Source organism: Jeotgalibacillus alimentarius (assembly GCF_000829445.1).
GTDB classification, from domain to species: domain Bacteria; phylum Bacillota; class Bacilli; order Bacillales; family Jeotgalibacillaceae; genus Jeotgalibacillus; species Jeotgalibacillus alimentarius.
In genome coordinates, this window is record NZ_JXRQ01000016.1 from 1 (window position 1) to 12027 (window position 12027).

Here is a 12027-nt window from a genome sequence, read left to right on the forward strand (position 1 = left end):
TGGTAAGATCCCTGAAAGATGATCAGGTAGATAGGTTCGAGGTGGAAGCATGGTGACATGTGCAGCTGACGAATACTAATCGATCGAGGACTTAACCAATTAGGTGATTCTCAGACATCTCCTTACTTTGATGTACGTATCCAGTTTTGAAGGCGCGAGCCTTATGTCTAGTGATGACAGCGAAGAGGTCACACCCGTTCCCATGCCGAACACGGAAGTTAAGCTCTTCAGCGCCGATGGTAGTTGGGGGTTTCCCCCTGTGAGAGTAGGACGTCGCTAGGCACTTTGAAAAAGTCTTTCCTTTAGGAGGAAGGCTTTTTTTGTGCTTGTAAAAAGCGAAGGAAGGGCCAGAGACTTAAATGCATATAGGGCAAAGAGCCGGAGACCTGAAGGCATGGCCAAAGGCTAGAATCCCCAGTGCATCCAAGACAAAGGGCCAGAATCCTAAGGTCATTAACAGAAGAAAGTTTCCATCGAACTCAAGGTTATTTCTTTCATTAGATCAAATCATTCCTTTTCCATACGTACTGTCATTTGAACTAGTCAATAGTGATCGTCTCCTTTACATACACAGGTCTGAAGTGTATTCCTCATCATGGTTCTGAGAGGTGAAAAAATGCTTAATTCGGTATTGAATCGTTTAATGAAGCTCCAAACGGGTATCGTAATAGAGTGAAACAAGATAATATCCATTACTGAAAAGGTGGTATGTCTACAATGAGTAAAAGCGTATTGATGGTATTAACAAACACGAGTGAAATTGATAGTGATCATCCGACGGGCTTATGGCTATCGGAATTTGCTGAACCTTATGTTGAATTTAAGAAAAATGGTTATGATGTAACAGTGGTAAGCCCTAAAGGCGGCGGAATTCCGCTTGATCCGAACAGTCTGGATGACGGTGAGAATCCAACAGAATGGAAGCAGGCTGAAGAAGAGCTGCAGAATACTGAGAAGCTCTCCAGTGTAGTATTTGAAAATTTTGATGGTATCTTCCTGCCGGGTGGACATGGTACAATGTTCGACCTGCCGAATGAACCTCAATTACAGGACGCATTGGCGCACTTTGCAGAGAATAATAAAGCGATCGGTGCTGTATGTCACGGACCGGCCGGCTTTGTGGATGTAGAGTTGTCTGATGGGACTTATCTTGTTAAAGGTAAGAAAATGACAGGCTTCACAGATGAAGAGGAGAAAGAGACTGGTTTAGATTCTCTTATGCCATTTCTTCTTCAGTCAAAGCTTGAAGAGCAGGGCGCTCATTTTGTAGCTCAGGGTAACTGGACAGAGCATGTTCTGACTGATGGTAAGTTTGTTACAGGGCAAAACCCTCAGTCCAGCCAAAAAGCTGCTGAAGCTTTTGTAAAAGTCATCTAATAATAAAGCGCAAATCCTTAATATAGGGTTTGCGCTTTTATGATTATTTAAGAAGTTCTTCAAAAACCATCTGAACAGCAGTTCCTTCTTCAAACGTAATGAGGTTAACAGGATCTCCGTTGATGATTGACTGATGGAAAGATAACAGCAGGGTCTCAGATGCCGATATGGATCTTTCCTGAATCAATTGCAGCGGCTGATCGGCTGTAGCATATTTTAGTTCTGACCACTGATCAAGTGAGAAGACACCTTTTGTTCCGTAGATTCTGTACGTTAAGTCGTCTTTCATGCCAATTCCACTGTGTCCATTGATCAGGAGTGGAACGTGTCCTGCTGTTCCCAGGGCGATGACACTTGTTTCGCTCAGTTCTTCGGTCTCAGGAAAATGTGTTTCATTTGACGTAATGGCGACTTTCCCAAATAACCGTTGGGTCAATTGAATAAAATGAGGTGTGATCTCTCTGATGAATCCGCCCTGTTCACGTTTTGCGATCCAGTCATTTTGCTGCCAGAAGCGTGGCCATGTTTCAAATCTCATGGTCAGTTCAATGCGGACGATTTCACCGATTGAGCTGAGCTTTTCTTTTAAGAGGGCGACTTCAAGACTGTAGTGCAGTGGAAAGTGGATCGCGTTGATCACTTGTGCTTCTTTAACAGTTGCAGACATTTCTTCTGCTTCTTCAGTAGAATTAGCAAGCGGCTTTTCACACAGGATTGCGATTCTGCGCTTTGCGGCAAGCAGAGCATAGTGATGATGGTGTTTTGGCGGTACTGCTATATAGACAGCGTCCAATGAGCCATATTCAATCATCTCTTCAGCATTTATATAATGAATGGCTTTCAGGCCATGTTTTTCACTTGTCTGTTTCATAAGTTCTTTATTGACGTCGCTGATTGCTGAGACGGTAAAGCCTTCGTGCTGTTCAAATGCCGGGATCAGTCGCTGTCCGATTGCGCCCAGTCCTATAATTCCGATGGATAACTCCTGCATGATCTTCACTCCTGTATAAATGATAAGACAATTATATCACTTAGGCACACGAAGTTATGAAAAGTTCACGATTTGAGGCGTAATGTTCTTTACATTTTCTACTGAGCCTAGTAGGATTGCTTTTAGGATTTGAAAATATCGGAAAAGAGGAGAAGTTATTTGCTTGAAAACAGCTTGGTTATGGTAGCGATCATTTTTTCAATTAATATTTTTTATGTATCGTTTTTTACTATTCGCATGATTTTGACATTAAAAGGATATCGCTATTATGCTGCAGGAGTCAGTATGGTGGAGGTTGTGATATATGTAGTCGGATTAGGACTGGTGCTTGATAATCTGAATGAGATACAAAATCTGATTGCCTATGCAGTAGGTTACGGTTTGGGTGTCATTATTGGCATGAAAATTGAAGAGAAGCTTGCACTTGGTTATATTACAGTTAACGTGATTACGACGGATAATGGTCTTGAACTGCCTAGAAAGCTGCGTGAACTTGGTTATGGCGTGACAGACTGGGAAGCGAATGGGCTTGAAGGTGACCGGTTTGCCATGCAGATTCTCACACCAAGGAAATATGAATTAAAGTTGTATGACCGTATAAAAGAAATTGATCCAAAGGCATTTATGATATCATACGAGCCAAAGGCTATTCATGGCGGATTCTGGGTGAAAAGTGTGAGAAGAAGAATGTCGCAGGAGGAGAAGAATGAGCAAAAAGTGGTTTGATGTTGAAGAGAGTGAGTCAATTGGTGACTGCCTTGATCGAATGGCACAGGAAGGTTATACACCTGTGAGAAGAATGGAAGAGCCTGTGTTCAAAGAAGTAAAAGATGGATCTTCTGTAAGACAGGAGCCAATCAGACAGAAAATTAGGTTTCAGGGTCAAAAAAACGAACAATGAAATGTTCAGAAAATACAATGTTCGCTTTTAGTGTTGACGTTCTGATGTCACCTTGTTATGATGATTACGAAATCAATTGAATGAACGGCCTCATATAAAATCGGGAATATGGCCCGAAAGTTTCTACCCTGCACCGTAAATGACAGGACTATGAGGGAAAGAGTCAGGCACACCCGCATATTCTGCAGGTCTCCTGACATTTGTCAGCAGCTTTCCTTCATTAGTAATAATGAAAGAAAGCTGCTGTTTTTTATTTATCTTCATAAGTGATCGCTTTAGTACATGTTTAGATTCAGCTGTTGATTGTAGTGGAGGACGGAGGCTAACCGCCCAGGGCAGGAAAGCGTAGTCCTCCACGGAGATCACCAGCAGTTATAAGAGAAATATACCCGGATGGAGTGAGAGGATGTCAGCACTGGTTAGCGTCATTATGGGAAGTACGTCAGACTGGCCATCAATGAAAAAAGCATGCGAGAAACTTGAAGAACTGCAAGTGCCTTATGAAAAACAGGTCGTAAGCGCTCACCGTACGCCTGACCTCATGTTTTCATTTGCAGAAGAAGCCAGATCACGCGGCATCAAAGTAATTATCGCAGGTGCAGGCGGAGCAGCTCACCTGCCTGGAATGGTCGCAGCAAAAACAACGCTCCCGATCATCGGGGTACCGATTCAGTCAAAAGCGCTGAACGGACTGGATTCGCTTTTATCTATTGCACAAATGCCAGCAGGTGTACCTGTAGCAACCGTAGCGATTGGAGATGTCGGAGCAGCTAATGCCGGTATTCTGGCAGCTCAGATGCTGTCATCATTTGACGAAGCGCTTGCTGAAAGAATTGCTGATATGAGAAAGAAGAGTGAAGAAAAAGTACTTGAAAGCAGTGGTGATCTCGTATGAAGAACATGATCATGCCACCGGCTGTGATCGGTATTATAGGCGGTGGCCAGCTTGGCAGAATGATGGCGATTGCAGCTAAAGAGATGGGTTTTAAAATTGCCGTTTTAGACCCTTCTGAGAATGGTCCGTGTGCCCAGGTCGCAGACTTCACGATTCTGACAGCTTATGATGATGAAAAAGGTCTTGCAAAGCTGGCAGAACTCAGTGATGTCATCACTTATGAATTTGAGAATATAGATTATGAATCTTTGAAAAACCTGTCTAAAAAAGCATATGTTCCGCAGGGAGCAGAGCTGATTAAAGTGACACAGAATCGACAGTTTGAAAAAGATTCTCTAACGAAAGCAAATGTTCCGACTGCTTCTTATAAAATCATAGAAAACGAACAACAATTATATGATATGATAGGAACGTTCGTTTTTCCGATGTTATTGAAGACCATTACAGGTGGTTATGATGGAAAAGGTCAGGTAAAGCTGAATAGCGAGGATGATATGGCGGAAGCAGCTCAGCTGATCCGTCAAAACGGAACATGTATATTAGAAGCATTTGTCGATTTTGAGTGTGAGATCTCTGTCATTGTTCACAGAAACGCACAGGGCGAGACAGTGACACAGCCAATCGCTGAGAATATGCATGAAAGCCAGATCCTACATGCTTCCATTGTTCCGGCAAGAGTGAAAGAAAGCATTAAAGCAGATGCGATCAGGCTTGCAAAGCAGGTAGCTGATCAGCTTCAACTGGTTGGTACGCTTGCTGTTGAGATGTTTGTCGGAAAAGAGGGAGAGCTGTATGTGAATGAGCTCGCTCCGAGACCTCATAATTCGGGGCACTACTCAATTGAAGCAACTTCCGCATCACAGTTCCGTCAGCATATCAGAGCGGTTGTGAACTGGCCGCTGCCTGAATCAGATTTATTGAAGCCCGCAGTGATGGTGAACCTTTTAGGACAGCATGTTGAGCCTGCATTAACAGCAATTGCTGAGTATCCACACTGGTCACTTCATTTGTACGGAAAAGACGAAGCAAAATTGAACAGGAAAATGGGGCATATCACGATATTGACAGACGATCTTGAGAAGACGCTTCAGGAAATTGAAGCATCAGGTGTCTGGACCCCTGCAGTCGAGGAGGCACAACGATGATTGAACGTTATACGCGACCTGAGATGGGTGCGATTTGGACTGAACAAAACCGTTTTGAAGCATGGCTTGAAGTTGAAATTCTGGCTTGTGAAGCATGGTCAGAGCTTGGAGATATTCCAAAAGAGGATGTACAGAAAATACGCGAGAATGCATCTTTTGATGTCGATCGCATTAAAGCTATTGAAGAGGAAACGCGTCATGACGTGGTCGCATTTACAAGAGCGGTTTCTGAAACACTTGGTGATGAAAAGAAGTGGGTACACTACGGCCTGACGTCAACAGACGTTGTTGATACGGCATTATCTTATCTACTGAGACAGGCGAATGAAATCCTGCTTGCTGACCTTGAGCGTTTTGTAGAGATTCTAGCTGAAAAAGCGAAAGAACATAAAGATACAGTCATGATGGGGCGTACACACGGTGTTCACGCTGAACCGACTACATTTGGACTGAAGCTTGCTCTCTGGTATGAAGAGATGAAACGTAACCTGGACCGCTTTAAGCGGGCAGCTGAAGGTGTTGAATTCGGAAAGATGTCAGGTGCTGTAGGTACGTACGCGAACATTGATCCATTTGTTGAATCTTATGTATGTGAAAAGCTTGGCTTAACACCTGCACCGGTTTCAACTCAGACACTGCAGCGTGACCGCCATGCAGATTACATGGCAACTCTTGCACTGATTGCAACTTCAATTGAAAAGTTCGCCGTTGAAGTCCGCAGCCTGCAAAAGAGTGAAACGCGTGAAGTGGAGGAGTTCTTTGCAAAAGGTCAAAAAGGATCTTCTGCTATGCCTCATAAACGAAATCCGATCGGCTCTGAAAACATGACAGGCCTTGCGCGTCTGATCAGAGGATATATGCAGACAGCTTACGAGAACGTACCGCTTTGGCATGAACGAGACATCTCTCATTCATCAGCAGAACGTGTCATTCTGCCGGATGCAACGATCGCACTGAACTATATGCTGAACCGTTTTGGCAACATCGTTAAAAACCTGACAGTGTTCCCTGAAAACATGAAGCGCAACATGGACCGCACGCTCGGCCTGATCTATTCACAGCGCGTATTACTCGCACTGATCGACAAAGGCCTGTCACGCGAAGAAGCGTATGACACAGTCCAGCCAAAAGCGATGGAAGCATGGGAAAAGCAGGTACACTTCCGAGAGCTAGTTGAAGCAGAAGAGAAAATCACTTCAAAACTGTCACCGGCAGAAATCGAAGACTGCTTCGACTATACTTACCACCTGCAGCACGTTGATACTGTTTTTAAGAGAATTGGGCTTATATAAGTAACCCGGCACAGCGGGGACGGAGTTTACTGTGCCACTTTTAGAATCATTCTAAAAGTGAATCACCAAGCTCCGTCCCTCCTGTGACACCTAAATCATGTAAATAACCACTTCGCAACATAAATAATCCCAATATTCCGACATCTGAAAGGAGTTCACTCCCTTGGAAAAACAACAGCTTCTCTATGAAGGTAAGGCAAAAAGGCTTTATCAGACTGATCAAAAAGATATTCTATGGATTGAATATAAGGATTCTGCTACAGCGTTCAACGGTGAAAAGAAGGAGACGATCAGCGGCAAGGGTGTGTTGAATAACCTGATTACGAGTCTTCTGTTTGAAAAGCTGAAAGCAGCAGGCATTGAATCTCATTTTGTTAAAAAGATTTCTGATCACGAGCAGCTGGTAAAGGCTGTAGAGATTATTCCGATTGAAGTCGTCGTGAGAAGCACGGTGGCCGGAACGCTTGCGAAGCGGATTGGTCTGGATGAGGGAACAAAGCTTCCGAAAACAATTGTGGAGTGGTATTACAAGGACGATGATCTCGGTGATCCGCTCATTAACGAAGATCACATTGAAGTACTTGGCCTTGCTTCAGCTGAAGAGCTGACACTTTTAAAAGAAAAAGGACTTCAGGTAAGTGAGGTCATGACAGCATTTTTCAAAGAAATCGGACTTGATCTGATTGACTTTAAGCTTGAATTTGGCCGTGATGAGCATGGCGGCATTCTGCTGGCTGATGAGATTTCACCTGACACGTGCAGACTATGGGATATTGAGACTGGTGAAAAGATGGATAAGGATGTGTTCAGACGTAATCTGGGCAGTCTGACTGAAGCTTATGAAAAGGTATTAAACCGACTGGGAGGCGTCAAATCATGATGAAAGTTAAAGTTCACGTAACGTTAAGAGAAAGTGTACTGGATCCGCAGGGAACAGCTGTTAAAAATTCGCTTCACGCAATGAATTATCATGAAGTGCAGGATGTACGAATCGGGAAGTACCTTGAGCTTCTAATCGAACCGTCTGATCGTCCGATTGAAGAGACAGTGAAGGAAATGTGCGAGAAGCTGCTCGCTAATACAGTTATTGAGAACTATGAGTTTGAAGTGGAGGAGGCCGTTACACAATGAAGTTTGCGGTCATCGTATTTCCGGGATCAAACTGTGACATCGATATGTACCATGCAGTAAAAGATGAGCTGGGCGAGGAAGTGGAATATGTCTGGCATGATGCAACTGACTTAAGTCAGTATGATGGTATTTTACTGCCAGGCGGATTTTCTTATGGAGATTATCTCCGGTCAGGTTCTATTGCACGCTTTTCAAATGTAATGAGTGAAGTTGTGAAGGCTGCTGAAGAAGGTAAACCTGTGCTTGGCGTATGCAATGGATTTCAGATTCTGCTTGAAGCGGGCTTACTGCCTGGTGCAATGCTCCGCAATCAGGGGCTGAAATTTATCTGTCGCCCTGTCGAACTTGAAGTTGTCAATAACGAAACCATGTTTACAACATCCTATCAGTTACATGAGCGCATTACAGTACCGGTTGCTCATGGTGAAGGGAATTATTTCTGCGACGAAGACACATTAAAGCAGCTTGAAAAAAACGGACAGATTGCTTTCCGATACGCAGACGATAATCCGAATGGAAGTCTGCTTTCAATTGCAGGCATTACGAATAAAGAAGGCAATGTACTTGGCATGATGCCGCACCCTGAACGAGCGGTGGATGGGCTGCTTGGCAGTGCAGATGGCCTTAAATTATTTCAATCAATCGTAAAACACTGGAGGGACTCTCATGTCGTTAATGCTTGAACCGGCACAGCAGCAAATCAAGGATGAAAAAATTTACCGGGAGATGGGTCTGACAGATGAAGAGTTCAGTCTGGTTGAGAAGATCCTCGGAAGATTACCTAACTATACAGAGCTTGGATTATTTTCGGTTATGTGGTCAGAGCACTGCAGTTATAAAAATTCAAAGCCTCTTTTAAGGAAATTCCCAGTAACGGGTGAGCAGGTTCTTCAGGGACCGGGAGAAGGAGCTGGAATTGTTGATATTGGAGACGGCCAGGCAGTGGCATTCAAAATCGAGAGTCATAATCACCCATCTGCGATCGAACCTTACCAGGGAGCTGCGACGGGTGTGGGCGGCATTATACGCGACGTATTTTCAATGGGAGCTAGACCCATTGCGATACTCAATTCCCTACGCTTTGGAGAACTGGATTCTCCTCGTGTTCGGTACTTATTTGAGCAGGTAGTCGCTGGTATTGCAGGCTACGGTAACTGTATCGGGATTCCGACTGTCGGCGGGGAAGTGCAATTTGACCGTTCATATGACGGTAATCCGCTTGTAAATGCAATGTGTGTCGGACTGATCAATCATGATAAGATCCAAAAAGGTCAGGCAAAAGGTGTCGGCAACACAGTCATGTATGTAGGCGCAAAAACAGGCCGCGACGGGATCCATGGCGCAACGTTTGCTTCTGAAGAGTTAACTGAGGACTCAGACGAAAAGCGTCCAGCCGTTCAGGTAGGCGATCCATTTATGGAAAAGCTGTTACTTGAAGCGTGTCTTGAACTGATTAAAAATGATGCGCTGATCGGCATTCAGGATATGGGTGCAGCAGGACTGACAAGCTCATCAGCTGAAATGGCAAGTAAAGCAGGTTCAGGTATTGAGATGAACCTTGACCTTGTCCCGCAGCGTGAGACAGGTATGTCAGCGTATGAAATGATGCTCTCTGAATCACAGGAGCGTATGCTGATTGTCATTGAAAAAGGACGTGAAGCAGAAATTCAGGAGCTGTTCCACAAGTACGATCTGGATGCTGTAGCAGTTGGAACGGTTACAGATGATAAGCGTCTCCGCCTTTTACATGAAGGTAACGTCGTAGCGGATGTGCCGGTTGATGCATTGGCAGAAGATGCACCGGTATACAACAAGCCTTCTAAAGAGCCTGCTTACTTCCGTGAATTCCAGGCAATTGAAAACACTGAGCCTGAAGTTGAAAACGTTGAAGAAACGCTGCATGCATTGTTGAAGCAGCCGACCATTGCAAGTAAAGAGTGGGTCTATGATCAATATGATTATCAGGTGCGCACAAACACAGTTGTAACCCCTGGATCTGATGCAGCAGTATTACGTATCCGCGGCACTGAAAAGGCGCTTGCAATGACAACAGACTGCAACTCACGCTATTTGTACCTTGATCCTGAGACAGGCGGAAAGATCGCAGTGGCAGAAGCAGCACGTAACATCGTATGCTCAGGCGGACGTCCGCTTGCGATCACAGACTGCCTGAACTTCGGCAGCCCGGACAAGCCGGAGATTTTCTGGCAGATGGAAAAATCAGTGGATGGCATGAGTGAAGCATGCCGCGTGCTGAATGCACCGGTTATTGGCGGGAACGTGTCTTTATATAACGAAACAAATGGTACAGCAGTCTATCCGACGCCGGTCGTTGGCATGGTTGGGCTGATTGATAAGCTTGATCATATTACGACTCAGGCTTTCAAAGAAGCAGGAGACGCAGTTTATCTGATCGGTGATACAAAAACTGAATTCGGTGGAAGTGAGCTGCAAAAGCTGACTGCCGGAGAGATATCAGGAAAAGCACCGGACCTTGATTTATCAGTGGAACAAGCCAGACAGGAAAAGCTGTTAACTGCGATCCGTCAGGGACTTGTCGCATCAGCTCACGACCTTGCTGAAGGAGGCCTTGCTGTTGCATTGGCTGAATCTGCATTCGGAACGGGACTTGGTGTAACAGCAGAAACAGACGGGTCAGCCGTCACAGCCCTATTCAGTGAAACACAGTCAAGATTTCTTGTATCAGTGAAACCTGAACACGAACAGGCATTTCAAGAAATAACAGGCGCAAAGAAAATCGGAGAAGTAACTGCACAACCTGTGTTAAAAGTTGTGCATAACGGTACAGCTGTTATCGACCAGCCGGTTGATAAATTCGAGGAAAGCTGGAGAGGAGCAATCCCATGCTTGCTGAGCTAAAAGGATTAAATGAGGAATGCGGCGTATTTGGTGTCTGGGGCCACGATCAGGCGGCCCAGATGACTTATTACGCGCTGCAGAGCCTTCAGCACCGTGGTCAGGAGGGAGCGGGAATCGCTTCTTCTGACGGAAAAACGGTCAATTTTGCAAAAGGTGAAGGGCTTGTAACGGAAGTATTTAATCAGGAAATGCTTGATGAACTAAAAGGTCACGGCGCAATCGGCCATGTCCGCTATGCAACAGCCGGCGGTGGAGGCTATGAAAATGTTCAACCACTTGTCTTCCGTTCACAAAGCGGAACACTGACACTTGCACATAACGGTAACCTGGTTAACGCCAATCAGTTAAAGCATCAGCTTGAGCGCCAGGGCAGCATTCTTCAGACAACCTCTGATACAGAAGTACTTGCCCATCTGATTAAAAGAAGCGGCTATGCTTCACTTGAGGAACGTGTGAAAAATGCCCTTACTATGTTAAAAGGGGCGTATGCTTTTGTCATTATGACAGAGACGGAATTAATGGTTGCGTTAGATCCGCACGGCTTAAGACCACTGACGCTTGCAAAAGTCGGTAACGGTTACGCAGTGGCATCTGAGACATGTGCATTTGATATTATCGGAGCAGAAGTGATCCGTTCAGTTGAACCGGGTGAGCTATTGATTATCAATGATGAAGGCATCCGCTCAGAGCGTTTTTCTTACGCCACGAATCGTGCGATCTGCTCAATGGAATATATCTATTTCTCACGTCCTGACAGTGACATTGACGGAATTAATATTCACTCTGCAAGAAAACGTCTCGGCAGACAGCTTGCACTTGAGTTTCCGATTGAAGCAGATGTTGTGACAGGTGTACCTGATTCCAGTATCTCAGCAGCGATCGGTTACGCAGAGGAAGCTTCTATCCCTTATGAAATGGGATTAATCAAGAACCGTTATATCGGACGTACCTTTATTCAGCCTTCACAGGAACTGCGTGAACAGGGTGTAAAAATGAAGCTGTCTCCTGTACGCGGTGTTGTAGAAGGGAAGCGCGTTGTCATGGTGGACGATTCGATTGTACGCGGCACAACCAGCCGCCGGATCGTGAAGATGTTAAAAGAAGCTGGTGCAACTGAAGTACATGTTGTCATCAGTTCGCCGCCGATTAAAAATCCGTGTTTCTACGGTATCGATACCAGTACGCATGAAGAACTGATTGCATCTAAGCACTCAGTCGAAGAGATCAGAGAGCAGATTGGCGCTGATTCCCTGTCATTTTTAAGCGTAGAAGGGCTTGTTCAGGCAATTGGCCGCAGTGATGAGGGCGAGAATCGAGGACACTGTCTTGCATGCTTCACGGGTAAATACCCGACAGAGATCTATCCTGATACGCTTCACCCATACGAAAAAGAACTGGCGCACTAAGCGCATTCA

Annotated in this window: 12 protein-coding genes, 2 rRNA genes and 1 riboswitch; of the genes, 13 read left to right on the forward strand and 1 reads right to left on the reverse strand. The window is 45.0% G+C overall.

Annotation, left to right across the window (positions count from 1 at the left end):
* The 3 genes from KP77_RS06365 to KP77_RS06375 all read left to right on the forward strand — a co-directional run.
* Positions 1 to 99: ribosomal RNA gene (locus KP77_RS06365) — 23S ribosomal RNA — on the forward strand; the annotation flags it as partial.
* Between the two features lie 67 nt (positions 100 to 166).
* A 5S ribosomal RNA gene (gene rrf / locus KP77_RS06370) occupies positions 167 to 282 on the forward strand.
* Between the two features lie 435 nt (positions 283 to 717).
* The gene (locus KP77_RS06375) at positions 718 to 1377 is read left to right on the forward strand and encodes a type 1 glutamine amidotransferase domain-containing protein (protein ID WP_041121908.1); all 660 of its coding nucleotides are present in this window, start codon (positions 718 to 720) and stop codon (positions 1375 to 1377) included.
* Positions 1378 to 1420: 43 nt separating this feature from the next.
* Here the strand turns inward: KP77_RS06375 and KP77_RS06380 are convergent, their stop codons facing one another.
* A complete protein-coding gene (locus tag KP77_RS06380; RefSeq protein ID WP_041121909.1) occupies positions 1421 to 2368 on the reverse strand; it encodes a Gfo/Idh/MocA family protein in 948 nt (315 codons plus the stop codon).
* Positions 2369 to 2527: 159 nt separating this feature from the next.
* Between KP77_RS06380 and KP77_RS06385 the strand changes: the two genes are divergently transcribed.
* The 10 genes from KP77_RS06385 (at position 2528) to purF (ending at position 12018) form a co-directional block, all read left to right on the forward strand.
* Positions 2528 to 3094, forward strand: a complete 567-nt coding sequence (locus tag KP77_RS06385) for a DUF2179 domain-containing protein (RefSeq protein ID WP_041121910.1) — start codon at positions 2528 to 2530, stop codon at positions 3092 to 3094.
* Positions 3075 to 3269: an NETI motif-containing protein gene (locus KP77_RS06390; RefSeq protein ID WP_041121911.1), complete on the forward strand. Its 195-nt coding sequence runs from the start codon at positions 3075 to 3077 to the stop codon at positions 3267 to 3269. The genes KP77_RS06385 and KP77_RS06390 overlap by 20 nt, the downstream gene beginning before the upstream one ends.
* A 70-nt stretch (positions 3270 to 3339) precedes the next feature.
* A riboswitch (purine riboswitch) is annotated at positions 3340 to 3440 on the forward strand.
* A 235-nt stretch (positions 3441 to 3675) separates the two neighbouring features.
* Positions 3676 to 4164: a 5-(carboxyamino)imidazole ribonucleotide mutase gene (gene purE, locus KP77_RS06395; RefSeq protein ID WP_041121912.1), complete on the forward strand. Its 489-nt coding sequence runs from the start codon at positions 3676 to 3678 to the stop codon at positions 4162 to 4164.
* Positions 4161 to 5309: a 5-(carboxyamino)imidazole ribonucleotide synthase gene (gene purK, locus KP77_RS06400; RefSeq protein ID WP_041121913.1), complete on the forward strand. Its 1149-nt coding sequence runs from the start codon at positions 4161 to 4163 to the stop codon at positions 5307 to 5309. Before purE ends, purK begins: the two co-directional genes overlap by 4 nt.
* Positions 5306 to 6601, forward strand: a complete 1296-nt coding sequence (purB, locus tag KP77_RS06405) for an adenylosuccinate lyase (RefSeq protein WP_041121914.1) — start codon at positions 5306 to 5308, stop codon at positions 6599 to 6601. Before purK ends, purB begins: the two co-directional genes overlap by 4 nt.
* Positions 6602 to 6764: 163 nt before the next feature.
* Positions 6765 to 7481 (forward strand): phosphoribosylaminoimidazolesuccinocarboxamide synthase, encoded by a 717-nt coding sequence (gene purC / locus KP77_RS06410; protein WP_041121915.1) that lies wholly within the window; start codon positions 6765 to 6767, stop codon positions 7479 to 7481.
* Complete coding sequence (purS, locus tag KP77_RS06415; protein ID WP_041121916.1) at positions 7478 to 7732, forward strand: phosphoribosylformylglycinamidine synthase subunit PurS; 255 nt, start codon at positions 7478 to 7480, stop codon at positions 7730 to 7732. The genes purC and purS overlap by 4 nt, the downstream gene beginning before the upstream one ends.
* A complete protein-coding gene (gene purQ, locus KP77_RS06420) occupies positions 7729 to 8415 on the forward strand; it encodes a phosphoribosylformylglycinamidine synthase subunit PurQ (RefSeq protein ID WP_041121917.1) in 687 nt (228 codons plus the stop codon). Before purS ends, purQ begins: the two co-directional genes overlap by 4 nt.
* A complete protein-coding gene (gene purL / locus KP77_RS06425) occupies positions 8399 to 10612 on the forward strand; it encodes a phosphoribosylformylglycinamidine synthase subunit PurL (RefSeq protein ID WP_041121918.1) in 2214 nt (737 codons plus the stop codon). The genes purQ and purL overlap by 17 nt, the downstream gene beginning before the upstream one ends.
* On the forward strand, positions 10597 to 12018 hold the full coding sequence (purF, locus tag KP77_RS06430; protein WP_041122039.1) for an amidophosphoribosyltransferase: 1422 nt from the start codon (positions 10597 to 10599) through the stop codon (positions 12016 to 12018). Before purL ends, purF begins: the two co-directional genes overlap by 16 nt.
* The last annotated feature ends 9 nt before the right edge of the window (positions 12019 to 12027 follow it).

Coding starts and splice junctions, on each gene's coding strand:
- purB (WP_041121914.1), top strand. CDS start 5,306: ATGATTGAACGTTATACGCGACCTGAGATGGGTGCGATTTGGACTGAA.
- purK (WP_041121913.1), top strand. CDS start 4,161: ATGAAGAACATGATCATGCCACCGGCTGTGATCGGTATTATAGGCGGT.
- KP77_RS06380 (WP_041121909.1), bottom strand. CDS start 2,368: ATGCAGGAGTTATCCATCGGAATTATAGGACTGGGCGCAATCGGACAG.
- purF (WP_041122039.1), top strand. CDS start 10,597: ATGCTTGCTGAGCTAAAAGGATTAAATGAGGAATGCGGCGTATTTGGT.
- purL (WP_041121918.1), top strand. CDS start 8,399: ATGTCGTTAATGCTTGAACCGGCACAGCAGCAAATCAAGGATGAAAAA.
- KP77_RS06375 (WP_041121908.1), top strand. CDS start 718: ATGAGTAAAAGCGTATTGATGGTATTAACAAACACGAGTGAAATTGAT.
- purQ (WP_041121917.1), top strand. CDS start 7,729: ATGAAGTTTGCGGTCATCGTATTTCCGGGATCAAACTGTGACATCGAT.
- purS (WP_041121916.1), top strand. CDS start 7,478: ATGATGAAAGTTAAAGTTCACGTAACGTTAAGAGAAAGTGTACTGGAT.
- purE (WP_041121912.1), top strand. CDS start 3,676: ATGTCAGCACTGGTTAGCGTCATTATGGGAAGTACGTCAGACTGGCCA.
- KP77_RS06390 (WP_041121911.1), top strand. CDS start 3,075: ATGAGCAAAAAGTGGTTTGATGTTGAAGAGAGTGAGTCAATTGGTGAC.